General features: G+C 59.1%; 16 protein-coding genes. 2 read left to right on the forward strand and 14 right to left on the reverse strand.

The window, feature by feature from the left end:
• Nucleotides 1–21 precede the first annotated feature (21 nt).
• Genes fdhF through AC24GY_RS11435 form a run of 8 tightly spaced genes read right to left on the reverse strand, consistent with a single transcriptional unit; the run spans nucleotide 22 to nucleotide 8,787 of the window.
• Entirely contained in the window at nucleotides 22–2,793 is a 2,772-nt protein-coding gene (fdhF, locus tag AC24GY_RS11400; protein WP_487682912.1) for a formate dehydrogenase subunit alpha, read from the reverse strand.
• 24 nt (nucleotides 2,794–2,817) lie between these two features.
• On the reverse strand, nucleotides 2,818–4,482 hold the full coding sequence (locus tag AC24GY_RS11405) for an NADH-ubiquinone oxidoreductase-F iron-sulfur binding region domain-containing protein (RefSeq protein ID WP_487682914.1): 1,665 nt from the start codon (nucleotides 4,480–4,482) through the stop codon (nucleotides 2,818–2,820).
• A gap of 58 nt (nucleotides 4,483–4,540) precedes the next feature.
• Entirely contained in the window at nucleotides 4,541–6,691 is a 2,151-nt protein-coding gene (locus tag AC24GY_RS11410; protein ID WP_487682916.1) for an NfeD family protein, read from the reverse strand.
• Nucleotides 6,692–6,736: 45 nt separating this feature from the next.
• The gene (locus AC24GY_RS11415) at nucleotides 6,737–7,003 is read right to left on the reverse strand and encodes a GlsB/YeaQ/YmgE family stress response membrane protein (protein ID WP_294400216.1); all 267 of its coding nucleotides are present in this window, start codon (nucleotides 7,001–7,003) and stop codon (nucleotides 6,737–6,739) included.
• A gap of 47 nt (nucleotides 7,004–7,050) precedes the next feature.
• Entirely contained in the window at nucleotides 7,051–7,494 is a 444-nt protein-coding gene (locus AC24GY_RS11420) for a rhodanese-like domain-containing protein (RefSeq protein ID WP_487682918.1), read from the reverse strand.
• A gap of 11 nt (nucleotides 7,495–7,505) precedes the next feature.
• The gene (locus AC24GY_RS11425; RefSeq protein WP_487682920.1) at nucleotides 7,506–8,204 is read right to left on the reverse strand and encodes a DUF1573 domain-containing protein; all 699 of its coding nucleotides are present in this window, start codon (nucleotides 8,202–8,204) and stop codon (nucleotides 7,506–7,508) included.
• Between the two features lie 30 nt (nucleotides 8,205–8,234).
• Nucleotides 8,235–8,522 carry a hypothetical protein gene (locus tag AC24GY_RS11430; RefSeq protein WP_487682922.1) on the reverse strand — a complete coding sequence of 96 codons (288 nt, stop codon included), beginning with the start codon at nucleotides 8,520–8,522 and terminating at the stop codon, nucleotides 8,235–8,237.
• Nucleotides 8,497–8,787 (reverse strand): hypothetical protein, encoded by a 291-nt coding sequence (locus AC24GY_RS11435; protein WP_397381025.1) that lies wholly within the window; start codon nucleotides 8,785–8,787, stop codon nucleotides 8,497–8,499. Before AC24GY_RS11435 ends, AC24GY_RS11430 begins: the two co-directional genes overlap by 26 nt.
• A gap of 113 nt (nucleotides 8,788–8,900) precedes the next feature.
• Between AC24GY_RS11435 and AC24GY_RS11440 the strand changes: the two genes are divergently transcribed.
• Nucleotides 8,901–9,716, forward strand: a complete 816-nt coding sequence (locus AC24GY_RS11440; protein WP_487682924.1) for a sugar phosphate isomerase/epimerase family protein — start codon at nucleotides 8,901–8,903, stop codon at nucleotides 9,714–9,716.
• A gap of 68 nt (nucleotides 9,717–9,784) precedes the next feature.
• On the opposite strand, the gene AC24GY_RS11445 is transcribed toward AC24GY_RS11440, so the two are convergent.
• The 5 genes from AC24GY_RS11445 to AC24GY_RS11465 form a co-directional block, all read right to left on the reverse strand.
• Nucleotides 9,785–10,588, reverse strand: a complete 804-nt coding sequence (locus tag AC24GY_RS11445) for a hypothetical protein (RefSeq protein WP_487682926.1) — start codon at nucleotides 10,586–10,588, stop codon at nucleotides 9,785–9,787.
• Between the two features lie 82 nt (nucleotides 10,589–10,670).
• Complete coding sequence (locus tag AC24GY_RS11450) at nucleotides 10,671–11,999, reverse strand: dipeptidase (RefSeq protein ID WP_487682928.1); 1,329 nt, start codon at nucleotides 11,997–11,999, stop codon at nucleotides 10,671–10,673.
• Between the two features lie 128 nt (nucleotides 12,000–12,127).
• Complete coding sequence (locus AC24GY_RS11455) at nucleotides 12,128–12,388, reverse strand: hypothetical protein (RefSeq protein WP_487682930.1); 261 nt, start codon at nucleotides 12,386–12,388, stop codon at nucleotides 12,128–12,130.
• Entirely contained in the window at nucleotides 12,385–12,750 is a 366-nt protein-coding gene (locus tag AC24GY_RS11460; protein ID WP_487682932.1) for a hypothetical protein, read from the reverse strand. The genes AC24GY_RS11455 and AC24GY_RS11460 overlap by 4 nt, the downstream gene beginning before the upstream one ends.
• A gap of 18 nt (nucleotides 12,751–12,768) precedes the next feature.
• Nucleotides 12,769–14,004 (reverse strand): nucleoside permease, encoded by a 1,236-nt coding sequence (locus tag AC24GY_RS11465; RefSeq protein ID WP_487682934.1) that lies wholly within the window; start codon nucleotides 14,002–14,004, stop codon nucleotides 12,769–12,771.
• Between the two features lie 97 nt (nucleotides 14,005–14,101).
• On the opposite strand from AC24GY_RS11465, the gene def reads away from it, so the two are divergent.
• Nucleotides 14,102–14,665 (forward strand): peptide deformylase, encoded by a 564-nt coding sequence (gene def, locus AC24GY_RS11470; RefSeq protein ID WP_422316242.1) that lies wholly within the window; start codon nucleotides 14,102–14,104, stop codon nucleotides 14,663–14,665.
• A gap of 7 nt (nucleotides 14,666–14,672) precedes the next feature.
• On the opposite strand, the gene dnaE is transcribed toward def, so the two are convergent.
• The gene (dnaE, locus tag AC24GY_RS11475; RefSeq protein WP_487682936.1) at nucleotides 14,673–18,935 is read right to left on the reverse strand and encodes a DNA polymerase III subunit alpha; all 4,263 of its coding nucleotides are present in this window, start codon (nucleotides 18,933–18,935) and stop codon (nucleotides 14,673–14,675) included.
• Between the last annotated feature and the right edge of the window lie 5 nt (nucleotides 18,936–18,940).

An 18,940-nucleotide genomic window follows, 5' to 3' on the forward strand; every position in this document is an offset into this window, starting at 1 on the left:
CTTCGAAAGTTGGGGAATTGTTCACACCATCGCAGGCGCAAAGCCATCCTTCTGCTTCTTCTTCAGCTTGCCCATGCGGACGAGTTCCACATCCGCAGCCACCACCTTGTACTCGGGACAAAGGGTGTCGCCATCGCAGCCTTGGCCGGTGACGTTGTTCACCATGGCATCGGGAAAGTGAAAGGTGGTGTAAAGAATACCAGGCTTCACCTCATCGGTGACGCGGGCTTCCAGTTCCACCTCACCGCGCGCGCTGGAAAGCCGCGTGATGTCTCCCGTGCGGATGCCTTTGCGCTTCGCGTCCTCGGGATTGATGGAGAGCAGGTCCTGCGTCACGATCTCGCTGTTGCCCGTGCGGCGCGTCATGGTGCCGCAGTTGTAATGCTCCAAAATGCGCCCCGTCGTGAGGATGAAGGGAAACTCCTGCCCGTTCGTCTTCAACTCGTTGGACTCCACCCACGGGAAGAAGTGGAAGTGACCTTTGCCACGAGTGAACTGCTCCTGGTGCATGATCTGCGTGTCCACACCGCCTTCTTTCACCGGCCACTGCTTGCCATTGATGCCCAGATTTTCCCAGGTGGCTCCTTTGAAGAAAGGCACAATCTGAGCGATCTCCGCCAGCACACCATCTGGCGTGTAGTCCGCCTGCGGGAAACCAAAACGCTGCAAGATTTCGCACATGATCTGGCCGTCGGGCTTGGTGCCCGCGAGCGGCTTCACGGCGGCGTTCACGCGCTGCATTCGGCGCTCGGCATTGGTGAAGGTGCCGCTCTTTTCCAGGAAGGAGGACGCAGGCAAAATCACATCAGCATACTTCGCCGTTTCGGTCATGAAGATTTCCTGCACCACCAGGAATTCGAGGCTTTCCATCGCATGGCGCACATGGTGCGCATCCGGATCTGTCTGCACCACATCCTCGCCCATGAGCCACAGTGCCTTTAGCTTGCCTTCGACGGCAGCATCAAACATCTGCGGAATTTTCCAGCCGGGTTCGCTCGGGCTCGGCACACCGTAGAAATCGGCATAGCGCTTCTGCACTTCCACGTCGGCCATTTCAAAATAACCGGCACCTTGATGCGGCTGGCAGCCCATGTCCGCAGCACCTTGCACGTTGTTCTGGCCGCGCAGCGGATTCACACCCACACCAGGGCGACCAATATTGCCGGTCATCATCGCGAGATTGGAGATAAGCATGACCGTCTTCGCGCCCTGCTCATGCTCCGTGACCCCAAGACCATGGAAGCTCATCGCAGCCTCAGCGGAGGCGTATTCGATGGCGGCGGCGCGCACGAGTTCCAAACTCACGCCGGTGATTTTTTCCAACGCCGGCAGGTCCAGCGCACGCAGCCCGTTCTCAAACTCGTCCCAGTTCTCACAGCGCTTCTTCACGAACTCGGTCTTCACGAGACCGGCATCGAGAATGCAGCGTGCAAACATGTTCAGCAGCGCCACATTGGTTCCAGGACGCAGCTGCAGGTGATGCTTCGCATACGGCACCAGTTCGATCTTGCGCGGATCGATCACGATCAGCGGCGTTCCCTTCATGATGTGCTGCTTCAGTCGCGCACCCGTCACGGGGTGGCCTTCCGTCGGGTTCGCACCGATGACCATGATGCAGCGAGTATGCTCAATGTCCTCATACGAGTTCGTGGCCGCACCCGTGCCAAAGCTCTTCTGCATGCCCCAGGCCGTCGGCGAATGGCAGACGCGGGCGCAGCAGTCGATGTTGTTCGTGCCCATGACGCCACGGATGAACTTCTGCATGAGATAGTTCTCCTCATTCGTGCAGCGTGCGGAAGAAATCCCCGCCACTGCCTGCCCGCCGTGATCGTTTTTGATGCGTGTCAGATTGGCGAAGATGTGATCGTAAGCTTCCTCCCAGGTCGATTCCTTGAACTGACCATCCGGCTGCTTGATCAACGGCGTGCGCAGGCGGTCCTTGTGATTGTAAAACTTGAAGGCAAAGCGGCCCTTCAGACAGGTGTGCGCATGGTTCACTTCGGCATCCACCGGAGCCTGGATGCTCAGCACCTGATCACCCTTTGTCGCCACATTGAGATTGCAGCCCACACCGCAGTAGGTGCAGATGGTACGCGTCTTCTTCGTCGCCTCAATGGACTTCGAAAAGAACACATCACTGATGGCCGAGGTCGGACAAGCCTGAGAACACGCACCGCAGGACACACACTCGGAGTCCGCAAACGATTCATCCAGCCCCTTGATGATCTTCGCGTTGAAACCGCGACCATGCATCGAAAGCACATGCTGCCCTTGGATTTCATCGCACGCACGCACGCAGCGTGAGCAGTTGATGCACTTCGAAAGCTCGGACGTCATGTAGGCATGCGAATGATCCTTCTTACGGTCCAAATGGTTTGCCCCCGCTGGGTAGCGCACCCCACGGATGCCCACCTTCGCAGCCACCGTTTGCAGCTCGCAGTTCCCGCTCACCTCACAAGTCAGGCAGTCCAGCGGATGATCCGTCAGCACCAGTTCCACGATGTTCTTGCGCAGCTTCCGCACTTTGGGCGATTCGGTAAACACATGCATGCCCGCCGTCAAAGGCGTGTGGCATGAGGCCACCACCCGGCGCGGCCCATCAGCCTGCAGCGCGACTTCGACCGAACACACGCGGCACGCGCCATACGGCTCCAGTTGCGGTGCATCACAGAGCGTCGGGACATGTCCGCGCCCGCGGTGGCGGTCGATGAAATTCAGCAGCGTGTCGCCTTCATTGAACTGACAGGCATCGCCATCAATGAAAGCGGTGAGAGTGGATAGATCCTTGACCATAAAAGAGGTGGTTTGGGATGAAGGCTAGGCTTTGAAATAGGGACTAAGTTCGGCACCAAAATGCTCCAGCGCATTCTTGATGGGCAGCGGCACGCCGCCGCCAAGGGCGCAGAGACTGGTCTGCTCCATGGTGTCGAGGAGGTCGGTGATGAGCTCGCGGTCGATCTTGTAGCTGCTGTCGCTCCGCGCCTTGGCGATGAGTTCCTTGCCGCGCGTGCTGCCGAGGCGGCAGGGGAAGCATTTGCCGCAGCTCTCGTCAGCGGTGAACTGGAAGAGATGCTGGATGTATTCGATCATCGGCATCGACTCCGGAATGCTGACGACGCCGGCATGGCCTTTCATGAAGCCCTCATACTTGAAGGACTCGAAATCCATGGTGAGTTTGCCCACGTGGCTCATCGGCACGATGCCGCCTAGCGGCCCGCCAATTTGAAGAGCCTTGACCTTCGTTTTAAAGCCGCCCGCCAGGTCGATCACCGTCTGCAACGGTGTACCCATGGCCACCTCGTAGATCCCGGGGCGCACGAAATGGGAATCCAGCGAGAGGAGCTTCGGCCCGGTGGACTGCTTGGTGCCGATCTGCGCGTAACCTTTTCCGCCCAGCGTGAGGATCGCGTGGATGTTCGCCAGGGTCTCCACGTTATTGACGATCGTCGGCTTGCGGAAAAGCCCTTCGATGGTGGGAAACGGCGGACGCGTACGCACTTCCGGGCGCTGGCCTTCCAGGCTGGCAAGCAGCGCGGTTTCCTCGCCGCAGATGTAGGCTCCCGCACCCTTGATGGACTTCAGCATGAAGTTGAAGCCGCTGCCCAAAATGTTCTTCCCCAGCAGACCTGCAGCTCGCAGGTCTTCAATGGCTTCATTGATGATCGTGACCGAATCTGGATACTCAGCGCGAATGTAAAGGATGCCGTTCTCCGCCCCTGCAAACCATCCCGCCACCATCATGCCCAGCAGCACGCTGTGCGGCTGCTTCTCCATGAGGTATTTGTCGATGTAGGCCCCCGGATCTCCTTCGTCCGCATTGCAGACGATGTATTTGTCCTTGCCCTCAGCAGCGCGGCAGGAAGACCATTTGAAATGCAGCGGGAAACCCGCACCGCCTCGGCCACGCAATCCGCTCTCCTTGAGCTCAACACCCAGCGCGTCACGATCACCGCCTGCGATGAGCTTTTTAAACGGCGCGTAATACGCGTCAATGCCAGGAAACTCCGCCGTGAGCTGAGGCGGCTGAAGATGCGACACCACCGCATAGCGGTCTTCCGCATCCCCCTTCCCCGTCTTCACAAGCTCGGCCAGCGCCTCATCACTCTGGCCAGAATAATTCTTGCCCTGATATTGCAGCGCCCCGCCCTCATGGCAGCGGCCCAGGCAGCAAATGTGCCCGATCTCCTCTTTTTTGAAATGCGTCTCCAGCGTGTGGTGCAGTTTGTCCTGCGTGCCCGCACACAGGCAGGCGCTGCCGTTGCAGACGAACACCTTCTTGCCCTCGTTCTCCTTTTTTAGGAAATCATAGAAGGACACTGCGCCAAGCGTCATGGCATCCCCAAAGAGGTGATCCTGCCCCATCTGGTGCACCACGTCATTCTTCTCAGCCGTTCCCGCCTTGTCGGCGGCATCGACCATGCGTTCAAAGACGTTTTTTTCGACACCTTTGCGGAAAGAGAGGGCACTGAGATTTTTGGACATGCGTTGGTAGGCGAAGATTAACGACCAAAACCTGCGAATGCATGCTCAAAAATTGAGATTAAACCGCTTCCACGATGATCTTTTCGCCCCTGATTTCCCGCACTCGCACGGGGGTACCGCTTTGTACATAGCCCCCTTCCACCATCGCCTCGATAAGCCGTCCGCCGATATCGATGGTTCCATAAGGGCGCAGGGCGCTCCGGGCCGTGCCGCTGTCTCCCACTTGCGCCCGGATGGCGTCCCGCATCGCCGGGGCATCAATCAGGGTCCCACCGGCGGAAGTTTGCAGGATCAGCGAACGGAACGGACGCAGGTCCGGCAGCCATAGGCACACCAGCGTGATGATCACCGCTGCCCCCGTCACTCCGAGCGCAAAATTGCGGAAACCGGTGGCATACGCAGCAAGGTTAAAGCTGTCCGCGCTGGCCCCGCTCGGGGGCAGCACCTCCCAGCCGGACATCGCATAGACCAGCGCCACCATCACACAGATAAAGCCCGCGATCCCCGGCAGAATCGTCCCGGGTGCCGCCAGCAGCTCCACGCCGATCAAAACGATGCCCACCACAAAAATAGCCGCCACGACCATCGTCTCCTGCCCAGCCAGACTCCCGGCCACGTAGTGCCCAAAGAAAAAAAGCGCAAAAGCCGCGACGGAAACGAAGCCAGGCAGGCCAAAACCGGGCGTCTGCATTTCGAGATACCCCCCTGCGAGACCGATCAGGATCAAGATCGCCGCATAGCGCGTGACCCAAATGGCGATCATTTCAAAACCCGTCGGCTCGGCGGTAACGACCTCTCCCTTCAGGGATTCGAGTTGTTTGATTTCCTCGATCGATTTGACGATCCCCTTGGCCAGCAGCGGCTTGCCATCGATCTGCATCGTCGCCTGCGCGGAATCCAGCGTCACAATCTCCCCTTTGGGAATGATCACCTGCCCGTTGATGCTGAGTCCACGGTCCATGTCGATCATCCCCTCAATGATACGGACATCGTGCCCCTTCTCACGCACCACCGTGCGGGCCATACCCATGAAGGCAGAGTTGTTCTTCGCACGCTCCGCCTGGGCCAGCGGTGTGCCATCACCTGAAACCGGCGTGGAGGCGCCGATGGCGCTGGCGGGTGCCATGTAGATGGTATTCGTTGCCATCGCGATCATGGCGCCGGCAGAGATGGCCCGCGTGTTCACAAAGGCAAAGCTGCGCGCTTTGAGATTCTGCAGGTCCTGCATCATCAGGCTGATCGTGTCCCAGGCCAGGCCTCCGGGGGTGTCGAGTTCAAAGATCACCGCCTCAGCGCCGTCATTGTTGCAGCGGGTCAGCGTTCGCTTCATGAACTCAAAGCGCGCTGGCAGGATCAGATCATCTTGGCCCACGGGAATGACGACGACCTTGCCTGCATAGCTTTGGCTGCTGGTAAAAGCAGGGACTTCCTTATTCTTTGGTTTGGACTCCATCTCAGGCACAGGCTTCGCTGCCACTGCTTTTTTAAGAGTTTGGTCATACCAGACAGCGTTGAGGATGACCAGCTTCCCCTTCGGCTCTGCAGCTTTCGCCAGGGCCTCCACGTCAGAAATGATCGCACGTGCCAGCAGCGGCTTTCCCTCCACGGCCTGCACGGCGGTGTCGGCGTCCAGCAGCAGCAGCTCCCCTTTGTCCGCCAGCGTCAGGGTGCCAAGCAACAAACCCTTGTCGCGATCCACAAAGGCATCGGCGATCTCCGGGCGGTGCCCCTTGAGCTTGCACAGACTGCGCGCACCAGCTTTCAGCACAGCCAGCGACTCCGCCAGCAGGGTGTCCTGCGCTTTTTGCGAGAGCTCTTCGCCCGTCTTCACCTTGGGAGGTGCCGCGCCGATGCGGGAACCGGGAGCCATCCAGATCTCATCACAAGCCAGTGCCAGCAAAGCACCACCGCCGATGGCCGAAGTGTTCACGTAGGCATGCGTTTTGATCTTCAAGCGCGCGACCTCCTCCGCCAGAGACAGCGCAGCTTGGGCAGGGCTCTGCGTGACGTTGATGTCGAGGATCAGCCCCGCCGCCCCTTGTTTGATGGCTTCATCCATCCACTGCCGCAGTTCACGCCAGCGCCGTATGTCCTCGATGTCAGAATCGGTGACCCCCACCCGGGCCATCTGGCCGGTCAGCGGCGCCGCGAAGCCTGTGGCAGAAAGCACCGTCAGGCAGGCCAGCAGAAGAAGACGTAAGATTTGCATGCTCAAGACTACGAGTGTGTCGTCCGCACCGCAACCAGCACTGCGTCAGCCTTTTTTGCCAAACAGCAGCCGCCAGACAAACATTAGAATCAGCGCACCACCCACGGCTGTGGCGATGCCTTTGATGCTGAATTCGCCCACGACACCCCAGTGGAAAAGGCTCCCCACTTTGCCGCCGATGATGCTGCCAATGATCCCCAGCAGCACCGTGGTGATGGGGTTCATGCCCTGCCTGCCGGGCATGATGAGTTTCGCCAGAATGCCAGCGACCAATCCGAGCGCCGACCAGATAAGAAGTCCTTGGAGTGACATAAGGCCGCCATGCTACTGAGACATGCCCGGCACCGTCAATTCCATTCCTACTCCTTCTTTGCAACCTCCTGCCATGCATGCCAGCCGCCTTTCAGCACAAACGCGTTCTCAATGGGAAGTGTCTGCTTGAGTCGTTCGAGAACCTTGCGGCTGGCGTCGCACTTCGCTGCATTGCAGTAGATGATGATGGGCTTCGTGTTGGTCTGCAGCGTGTCCAGCAAACCAAAAAGCTGCTCTTCAAAATGCTGCTCGTTCAGCAGCACCGCACCCGGGATGTGCTCGGCGTCATGCTGCTCCTGGATGCGGGCGTCGATCCACAACACTTTGCCCTGCCAGCGCTCTTGAATGACCTGCATGGAGACCTCGTCATTTCGCAGCGGCTCCTCCACCAGATACAGCGCCGGGGCACGCGGATGCCACTCACGGGTGGCCCAGGCCGCCGTAGCGGCGAGCAGGATGAGGATCGTGGCCTGACGAAGCATGGAAAACATACAGCCGCAGCTCAGGGCTTGGTCTCTGCCGTGGCGGCAGCAGGCTGCGCCTCCGGCTTCCGGGTGATCGTGAAAAAGGCGAGCTGGTAGCGGTATTTGGCGATGGTGCTGTTCGTCTCGATCTTGAGCGCCCCCATCGTGACCTCCTCCGTGGATTTAGGCTTCACTGTAATAAGATACTCCCGACCTTCCTTGATCTCCTTCCAGTCGAATTCCACATTTTCACGGGTCGATGTGATCTTGAGGATCTTCATCGGTTCATCGCCCACGAATTTGACCTGGCAGGCCTTGGTCGCCGGAGCATCACCAACCAACCACTGGAGATTCTTGGGCTTGATGTCTACAACCGCCGGCACATCAAGGATGAAGTTGATCTGCCAGTCAGGCTGCTTCGGGTCGTCGGTATTGACCGTGACAAATTTTTCATGCCTCCCCACAAAAGTGGAGACCTTGAACGAAGCGTGCCCCGTGCCCACCTCCCCCGGCTTGTACTCAGCCTTGTCGAGTTCAGCACTCAGGCAGCTGCAGGCGCTTTCAAGGCCGAGGATTTTGACCGTCTTGTCGCCCTTGTTGCGGAACTTGAAAGTGGTCTCCACCTCCTCGTCCTCCGGCTTCGGCTTCAGTTCGATCGCAGGCACGTCGAGAGACAGCTCGGCATGCACCGAGGCGGCAAGCGCAAATAGGAGAAGGGTAAGTCGGGCGGCTGGCATGTAAAAATATAGCACAATTTGGCGTCAAATCTATCGCTGCGAGCGAATGAGCTGCTGAACTTCATCATGCTTGCCAATGAAAAAGAATACCAGCTCAGGAGGCGTGGTGACAAAGACAAAGGCCAGCCGCTCCTCAAGACCTACACGGCATTCAAAGATATTTTTTGTCAGACGGCGGATGCTGATGCCGGAGTGCAGGTGCGGGTGCCCCCATGCAGCCAGCACGGAGTTCATCGCCTCGCCGATCACCTTGCGGTCGGCTTTGGTGCGCTGACGGAGTTGGTCCAGAAGATCAGCGGTGACTCTTGCCCGCAACAAGGGCTTCGATGTCGCCAGTGAACTCTCGGAGGTTTCCTGCTTTCCCCTCTTTTTCGATTTTGCCATGAACGTTTTTTGCAAAGTCGGCCAGTTCACTCTCAGTCGCGCCATACTCACGCATCGCATAGTCAGTGGCTTCCACTTCCACTGGGCGCAGCGCGATGATTTTCCCGTCCAGCACGATGCCAATATCGTCGCCTTTCAGCGCCCGACGCAGCAGGCTGGAAAGGTTTAAACGTGCACTCGTGGGCGTCAGTGTGGTCATGGCCATACTTAAAGATGACGCATTTCCGGCGTTTATGCGAGCAGATATTCAGCGTCACTGCGCACCACCTCCAAAGTTGACGTCAAGCCCATGCCCGCGCACCCTGCCCGCCTATGCGATTCGCGATTTGCAACGAGACCTACCAGAACTGGACCTTTGAAAAAATGTGTGAGGACGCCGCAGCGGCGGGGTATCACGCCATCGAACTGGCCCCCTTCACCCTGAAGGAAGACCCCCGCGAACTGACCGTGGAAGAGGCCGTCACCCTCTGCGCCAAGGCCAAATCCTTCGGTCTGGAAATCCTCGGCCTCCACTGGCTTCTGACAAAACCCACGTGGTTTCACATCACCACGCCCGACGCCCTCCAGCGCAAGGAAACCGCCAAATTTGGCCGGCACCTCGCTCAATTCTGCGGTGCCACCGGCGGCCGCATCATGGTTTGGGGCAGCCCCAAGGCCCGCAATATCCTGCCGGAATGGAACTACGAAGACGCATTCAAACGTGCCGCTGACTGCGTTCGCGAAGTGGCCGAGGAATGTGGCAAATACGGTGTCGTCATCGCCATGGAGCCTCTCGGCCGCAAGGAAACCAACTTCCTCAACACCGCCGAAGAGACCATCCGCCTCTGCAAGCTGGTGGACCATCCCTCCTGCAAGCTGCACCTCGATGTGAAAGCGATGAGCGATGAGTCCAAGCCCATCCCGGACATCATCCGCGACAGCAAGGAGTGGACCGTCCACTTCCACACCAACGATCCCAACCTCCGCGGCCCCGGCCAGGGCGAAGTGAAATACGAACCCATCATCGCCGCCCTGCGCGAGACCAACTACGACGGCTACCTGTCTGTCGAAGTCTTCGATTACACCCCCGATGCCCCCACCATCGCACGCCAGAGCATTCAATACCTGAAGCAGGTGATGGGGTTATAAGCAGTACGAAAAACGGGATGGCCTCTCGGCCATCCCGCACTGTGATTGATTGAAATCAGACGCCGCGACTACGCTGGATCCTTGGGTTTGTCAGGAGCCGGGGCCGGAGTCGGAGCAGGCCCCTTCGGCGCATCGCCTTCGACAGGAGGACGACGGAAGCCGCCTTGACCTTCTCCAGGAGGGCCGCCAGCACCACCAGGGCCGCCGCCTTCACCAGGACGATTCATGCCAGGACCACCCTGACCACCGCGGAACATCTCGCGCATTTTTTCCATGGCCTTGAGGTACTCCTCTTCGGAGACGCTGCCGTTGCCATCTGCATCCATGCGCTTGAAGTTTTCCTTGGGATCACCAAACATGCCGCGTCCACGACCCTGGCCTTGAGGCTGGCCGCCGGGAGATCCTCCAGGGGGGCCACCTTCGCCACCAGGCGGACGACGGAAGCCGCCACCCTCACCGCCGGGGGGACCACCGCCTTCGGGACGACGCATGCCGCCCTGACCGCCCCCACGCTGCGCCAGCTTGCCAGCTTCTTCCTGGTCGATGAAGCCATCTGCATTGGCATCCATCTGGCCAAAACGCTCATCGCTCATCTTCCGGCTCATGGCGGCAAATTCGTCTTTGTTCACCTTGCCATCGGCATCGGTGTCCATGCGCTTGATGAGCTCTGCGGCACGCGCGGCAGGATCACCACCACCAGGAGGGCCTCCTTGGGGGCCACCAGGAGGCGGGCCACCCTGAGGTCCGCCAGGAGGAGGTGCCCCGGGTGGGCCACCGTCTGGCGGAGGTCCTTTGGGTGCGTCCTGAGCCGTGGAGAGGCAGGTCAGGCTCAGAATGCTGAACCCGTAGAGAAGTGTTTTTTTAAGTTTCATGTCGTGCGTGTATTTGGTTAGTGAAAGCACGAGGTCTCAAACAGACCCCCGCTGGATTGGTTGCAAAGTTTGCAGAAAAAAATCAAGCCAGCTCCGTCAGCAGTGCCTGATTCAAGCGCACACCCGCCACGAAATTCTCGATGGGAAAGTTCTCATTCGGCGCATGCGCCTGACAGTCCGGCAGCGCCAGTCCCAGCAACAGTGTGTCGGCATTCAGCACGTCTTTAAACGCCTGCACAATCGGGATGCTTCCACCTTCACGGATGAGCGCGGTCTTGTCACCAAACACCTGCTTCAAAGCACGTTGCGCAGCGGTGCCGAGCGCCGAATGCGGATCCATCAGATACGGCATGCCCGTATGGCCGGGCGTGATCTCCAGCCGCACGCCCTTGGGCAGATGCGCCCGCAGATGTTCAGCGGCACGTTTCAGCACAAGGTCCGGATGCTGGTCCGGCACCAGACGGAACGACAGCTTCACAAAGGCTTCACGCCCGATCACCGTCTTCGATCCTTCACCCTGATAACCACCACCGATGCCGTTCACCTCCGCCGTGGGCCGTGCCCAGCGACGCTCGCGCTCGGTGTAGCCCGGTTCACCAAACAGCGCGGGTGATCCCGTCAGCTCCAGCATCTCCGCATCACCATCCCCCAGCTCCGCCCACGCCTTGCGCTCCCAGTCGGCGATGGGACGTACGCTATCGTAGAATCCATCAATCATCACGCGCCCTTCCGCATCGTGTAGTGTCGCCGTCAGCCGTGCGATGGCCGTCACCGGATTCGCGATGGCTCCGCCAAAAATACCGCTGTGCAGGTCAATCGCAGGCCCATGGATCTTCGCCTCCATGCACGCGATGCCACGCAGCCCATACGTGAAAGTCCCCACGCCTGGAGCCACCATGCCCGTGTCTGAAATCGCCACCACATCACACTTCAGCATCTCCCGATGCTGCTCCAAAAACGGCTTCAAATTAGGGCTGCCAATCTCTTCTTCCCCCTCAAACAGCAGCGTCAGATTCACCGGCAGATCCGCATGTTTCTCCAGCGTCTCCGCCAGCCCCTGCATGTGCGCCATGAGCTGCCCTTTGTTGTCCGTGGCTCCGCGGCAAAAGATGCGACCATCGCGGATCGTCGGCTCAAACGCCGGTGACTTCCACTCCCCCAGCGGCTCCGCAGGCTGCACATCGTAATGCGCATACAGCAGCACCGTGCGACGTCCGGCGATGTGCTTGTTCTTCGCCACCAGCACCGGATGTCCCGGCGTCTCATGAAGATCACCCATCAGCCCCATTTCACGCACCTTGCTCAGCAGCCATTCAGCACACGCACGCACATCCGCACGCCGCGTGGAGTCAGTGGAAACAGAAGGAAATCGCAGGCAGGTGAGGAGGTGATCAAGGCCGGGTGGGTTCATAAGAAGGAAGGCGAATGCAAAATGACGAATGACGAATGAATGTCGAAGACCAAATGACAAAAGCAGCGCCGCCGCCGGATCATTCGTCATTCGTCATTCGTCATTCGTCATTCGTCATTCGTCATTCGTCATTTCAATTTCTTCACCTCAATCTCATCCACGCTCCCCTTGCCTCCATAGAGGTTCAGCAGCACCCCGCCCTTTTCGCCTTGCGTCAGCTCCGTCTTGAGCTCCAGAACCACCTGGTCATTTACCTGTACGTTGATCTTGTCGCCCTTCGACTCAAACGCCACCCGCCGCCATTCGGTGGATTCAATGCGCGTGTTCGCAGACTTCAGCACTTTCTGATTTTCCACATCACGCACCGCCACAGCCCCCTTCGGTGTCACGGCAATATTGAGCTTTCGCTGCGCCCCAGGTCGATCCCCGGAGCATAGAAGCCGAAGGCAATCCAGCTGCAGGCCCAGGGCTTCACCAGCAGCTGCACTGAGACATCCTGCACCGGCGCCTCAAACGCACGCCAGATCACCGCCCCTTTGCCCGCCGCCTGATCCATCAGCAGCGCACCGTCGGCGATCTCAAATTTCGCCGCCTCCGCGCCTTTGGCATACACCCACTTTTCGTCCAGCTTCTCAGCCTTGAAGTCATCCGCGAAGAGGACATCCCCCTTCAAACGCATCGCCTTCGGCTTCTTGTCCGCCCCATGCACCATGGTGGCCAGGGCGAAACAGAGCAGCACGATGCGTTTCATAAGGACTTCAACAAGGGATCAATGCTTCACCTCGCCCTCAGGCCCATAAGTCGGCGGCTTGAAGAACAGCGCCAGCAGCACGATGCCTGCCAGCGCCATGCCGGTCGGCACCAGGAAGAGCTGATGGTAATCCACCACGCCATTCACGGTGTATTTCACCACCAGTTCGGGGAAAATCTTGCTCGCCACCACCATGCCGATGCCGAGGATCAGCAGGTTAAACAAGCCCTGTGCACTGGAGCGGATGTCCTTCGGAAACACCGCGTCCACAAAAATGTACACCGTCACAAAGAAGAACGCGTAGCAGATGCCGTGCAGCACCTGAACTGCGATGATCAGCCACTGGTTTTCTGGCGTGCCGAAGAAGGCAAAGATACTGAAGCGCGCTGCGTGACCGATGATCCCGATGATCAGCGTCGTCTTCCAGCCGATTTTCTTGAGCACCGTCCCAAGGATCAGCATCGTCACGATCTCCGCCACCTGTCCGATGCTGCTGACCACCATGCTCATGTTCGCCGAGATGCCCACCTTTTGCAGAAAGCCGTCGATCACCACAAAGTAGCCGTTGTGGATCGTCGAGTCGATGAAGGTGACAATGAAGAGCACCAGTACAAAGGGATTGCCCAGCAGCTTCAGCGCCTTCAGCCATGCCACCTTGTCAATGCCCTCCACATCCTTGCGCGGCGGCGTGTGTGGCAGCGTCAGACTGAACACGGCCAGCACGAGCGAGATGATGCCAGCCACGATGAACACCCACTTCGTCTCAGACGCGCCCGCCTTTTCACTGAGCAGGAAGATGAACGGCCAGCTCACCACGATCCAGCCAATCGTACCACCCATGCGCACAAAGCCAAAATCCTTCGCCGGGTCTTTGAGATTGGCGAAAGCCAGCGAGTTCGTCACCGAAATCGTCGGCACATACAGCAGGCAATAGGTGATGAAGCAGGCGAAGAAGGGCCAGAAGGACGTCTGAAACGCCGTCGCGATCAATGCCAGACCGCCGATCACATGGCTGAAAGCCAGGAAGCGCTCGGCCGAGAAGTTGCGGTCCGCAAACTGGTTGCTGAAAAAGATCCCCACAATCGACGCGATGCCAAACGCGCTGCCCACCAGCCACTGCTGATCAGGATTAAAACCCAGCATCGTCATATAAGAGAAGATTTTGATCTGCCACGCCCCCCAGATCGCGATCTCGAGGATCATCATGAGGAACAGTTTGATCTTGATGGATGATTGCGCTGCGGTGTCAGTCATAGGGAGGCCGCGAGGCTAGGGAGACCGCCACATCTTGGCAAGGACAAAACCACTCCCGGCTTGAGCCGGTGAAAACCCGGTGATATTAAAGAAGGATATGGTCCGTAAAATCGTCCGCTATCCTGAACCCGTGCTCCGTGCCAAATGCCGCCCCGTGACTGAAGTCACGCCCGATATCCGTGCCCTGGCCGCCGACATGCTGGAAACGATGCGCGAGGCCAACGGCGTCGGCCTCGCCGCCCCGCAGGTCGCCGTGGATGTGCAGCTCGCCGTCATCGACGTCTCGCACAACCCCGACTGCATCACCTTCATGAAGATCAACGGTGAGAAGGTGGAAATGCCCCAGCACATGCCCATCGTGCTCATGAATCCCCAGCTCGAACTCGGCAGCGCCAAGGAGATCGGCGAAGAAGGCTGCCTCAGCTTCCCCCGCCTCCGTGGCGACATCCGCCGCTCCAGCCAGATCAAAGTCTCCTACACCGACCTCGACGGCAAAACCGTCACCGTGGAAACCGACGGCCTCCTCGCCCGCGCCTTCCAGCATGAGATCGACCACCTCAACGGCATCCTCTTCATCGACCGCCTCAACGCCGTCGCCAAAGTCAGCATCAAGCGCAAGCTCGCCCGCCTGATGCAGGAGTGGGAAGAGGACGACGAATAAAACGGAGTCAGCGGCCGGACGACCAAGTCCGTGCCTTCTCCACCCGCCGCACCTCCAGCGTAAACCCCTGTCCGTTCTCAAACGGCTTCACCTCCGCCGTGATCTGCACCACAGGATAGCGTGCGGTATTGAGCCCATAGGCGCGGTAGGCGGCGGCGAAAATCTCACACTCGACGATGCCGGTGCGGTCGCAGATCGAGATAAACTTCATCGGCTGCCCGTTCTGCTGCACATGCGAACGCGTGACAACAATGAGCCCACAGACCGTGACACGCTGATTCGGGTAGCGGTGCAGTTCCGCGATGGGGCAATACGTACGCCAGTCCACCTCAGGAAAGCGATCAAGCGGATGGCCGCTGACCGTGTAGCCAAACAGCTCGGCTTCATCGTGAAGTTTCTGCAGCAGCGTCGGTTCCTCGCGGCAGGTGGCTCGCAAAACCGCCGGCTCGCTGTTTCGAAACAACCAGTCCGCTCCGACTGTGCTGTCGCTGGCCGCGTGCAGGCAATGCCAGAACTGCGCCGTACGCGTGTCCCCTAGCCGGTCGAAAGCTCCGGCTCGGATGAGATTTAAAATTTCGGTGCCCGCAGGACGCACCCGCTGGCAAAAATCTCGCACGCTCACAAAGGGAGAACGCCCCAGCTCACTGCGCCAGCGCTCCAGCATGGCCTCGGTGAGGTCCTTGATGCACCGCAGGGGCACGCGGATGGCTTTGCCCATGGAAGGCGCAGGCGTACCGTGCTCGGCACTCACAGACTCAACCCCGAACGCCTCACTCAGCACATTCACACAAGGAGAGAGAAACCCAATGCCAAGCCGCCGGCATTCCAGGGTGTAAACCAGCGCTGAGTAGAATCCTTTTCCATGCGTCAGCACGGCCGCCATGAATTCAGCGGTGTGGTAGCATTTGGCATACGCCCCCTGATAGGCCTCCACCGCATAGGCGGTGCTATGCGCACGACAGAACGCATACCCTTCAAACCTCGCCAGAAGCTCCCAGACCTTGCCGATGATCCCCTCCTCACGTCCCAGCACCCGAGCTGCAGCGATGAATTCTCCCCGAATCTCTGCAATCTTGGCCGCGTCCTGCTTCACCAGCGCACGGCGCAGCACGTCCGCCCGGCCCGGGGCCAGCCCCGCGAAGGCCTCGCAGATTTGCAAAACGTGCTCCTCATAGGCGATCACGCCAAAGGTGGACTTCAGCACCGGGGCCAGGCTCTCGTGGAGGTAGTCCACCTTTTCCAGCCCCTGCGCCCGCCGCGCAAACTGCACTTTTTTGAGGCCATTGGCCGCACCAGGACGGATCACGGACACGATGGCCACCAGCCGGTCGATGTCCCGCACATCGGCCATGCAGGAAAGGCCGATCATGGCGGGACTCTCAATATGATGCACTCCCCGCGCATTGCCGCTGGCGATCATCTGCCAAATGCCCGGATCGCTCCAAGGCCCCACTTCCACCTTCCGGGGCGGCTGCTCCGTTCCGCCCGCCGCGCCGACTTCCAGTGCCAAAAGGTCCAAAGCCTGATCCTGGCTCCGGAGGGTAATCTGGGTGTCCCGCAAAACGGCCAGTCCGCCCTGCGCCAAAATATCCAGCTTGATCAGCCCCACGGCCTCCACCGCATCCATGTCAAAGTGAGTGGTCGGCCACCCCTTGCCGCTAATAAAGGTGGGCGTCTGGTCGCGGATCGGGTCGCGGGACAGCACCACCCCGCAGGGGTGCATTTTGGCATACCGGGGAAGCCCATCCAGCATTCCAGCCATGAGCAGGGCGGTGCTCAGAGGTTCCTCCTGCCAGGCCGAAAGATCACACTCGCGCGAAAGCGCCACCGCGTCCGCCGCATGCCTTGCATCGGTCCAGGGCATGTGCTCAGTCAGCCGCCGGATCTCGTTTTCAGCCACCCCCAGCACCTTGGCCACATCCCCAAATGCGGAGCGAGCCTGGAAAGTATTGAACCCTCCAACGATGGCCGCATGCTCCGATCCGTAACGATTCAACAGTAACTTCACCACGTCATCTTTCCGATCATGCGCAAAGTCGATGTCGATATCCGGCAGCTTTTGTAACGCCATGCGGTCACGGTTCAGGAACCGCTTGAAGTAAAGATCGAAACGAATCGGACAAACATTGCTAACGCCCAAAGCGTAACACACCAAAGAGTCCGCCGCACTGCCCCGAGTGATCCAACCGATGCCGAGTTGTTCACACTCCTGCAGCAACTGCCAGACCATGAGGAAGTACTCCTCGTACCCCACCTCCCCGATGATCGAAAGCTCTTCCATCAACTGCGCTTCATGCTGCCGTGACCGCCTCCCATACCGCCGCCTCAGCCCCTCATGCGCCAGCCGGTGCAGCATCGCCGCTGGCGTGCTCCCATCCGTTAGATCATAACGTGGAAATCGTAACGTTTTGAAGTCGAATTCAAATTCACATTCTGCGTGAATAGTATTGATAATCTTTATCTCACCAGCAGAAATGACACTCGTTAACACGCCATAATCGTGAAAAGAAAAGTCTCCCTTTCTTTTGCCCGAATGTGCTTCGTGCAAAAGCGTCAGCGTCTTCATGCTTTGCAGGATATCGAAAAACACCCGGTCTTTTTTGTCCCGATAACGTATCGGCTTAAACGTTACATAATCAGCATCTACAGGCACAACAATCAAACCCTCCTCATGATCATGCACTTGCTCAATAGTAACGAACCCAGCGTCACCAAATGACAGCAGCCGACAGAGGTTCTGATAACCTCGCTGGTTCTTCACATAGGCCAGCAGCGGCTTCTGGTCACAGCGCAATTCCGCCCCAATGATGGGCTTGATGCCCTTCGCCTTGGCTGCCTGGAAAAAGGGCACCGCAGCATGCAGGTTCGGGTCGGTGATCGCCATGGCAGGCAGCCCCCTCTCGATCGCGGCATCGATCATCGCCGGAATGGTGAGCGTGGAATCGAGGAAGCTGTAACAGCTTTTCACATTCAAAGCAGGCACTACATTGTGTAACGATTGTTTCGTTATGATTTGCACACCTATCCCTGGCCGTTCTTTCAACGTCCGACTCGACACTTCGGGAATGAGGTCAACGATAGACTGCGGCTTGGGCAGCGCCTGCCTGGGAGCATGCCGGTGCTGTGACAGCCACAAGTCATGCCCCCGCATGATGCTGCGGTGTTCATGCCGCAGCGCATCCACCACCACTGCGATCTTATGTAACCGTTCTCGCGTAATGTCAGACTGCTCCAATGGCAGCAGCGCATGCCCGCCCGTCTCATACACTTTGGTAAAGCGCAGCCCCACCAGCCTCACACTCACACGCCGTTCCCAGGCCCGCTTCAGCAGGCCGGTGATCAGCGGATAGACATCATGCTCCAGATCAGTCGGCTCATCCAGGCTCGTCGAGCGCGTCACCTCATCCATGTCATTGTAACGAAGACGCAGTAACACCGTTCGGATACTTTTCCCATCTTGCCGCACCCGCCGCATCAGCGTGTCCGCCATGGCTCGCAGACGGGCGATGATGAAAGCCTCATCCGTGGTGTCCTGGCTGAAGGTGTCCTGCTCGCCGTAGCTCTTCGCCTCCGGGGCATCGCAGACCACGGGGCGGGTGTCGAGCCCCATGGCATACTCATGCAGCACCGGAGCCCCCTGCCCTACCAGCAGAGACAGCTCATCCACCGGCGTTCGGGCAATGTGCTCGATCTGGCGCAGCCCGGCGGTGTTCAGCTTGGCGGCCAGCTGCGGGCCCACCGTCGGCAGCCACCGGTTTTCCAACGGCCACAGAAACCCCTGCTCACTTCCCCGCTCCACCTCGATGAAGCAATGCGGTTTCCTCAGCTTGCTGGCGATCTGAGACACCAGCTTGTTCGTCCCCACCCCCACCGAAACCGACAGCTTCAGGCTCTGGGCGATGGCCTTCTGGATCGTCACAGCCGCCTCCCCCGCCCGCGTGCGCTTGGCGCCGTAGAGATCCAGGTAGCACTCATCAATCGAGGCCTGCTCCACCAACGGCGAGAAGTCATAGGCATACGAAAACATCAGCCGCGAGAAGCGCTCGTATTTCTCAAAATCGCAGGGCAGCACGATCAGGCTGGGGCACAGCTTTCGCGCCCGTGCAGTCGGCATGGGCGTGTAGATCCCCAGCTTGCGCGCCTCATAGCTGGCCGAGGCGATGATGCCCCGCCGCTCACCACCCACCGCCACCGGTCGCCCGCGCAGTTTCACATCCGCCGCCTGCTCCACCGAGGCGAAAAACGCATCCGCATCAAAGTGAAGAATCATGGCAC

This window comes from Prosthecobacter sp. Pr1 (assembly GCF_057652315.1).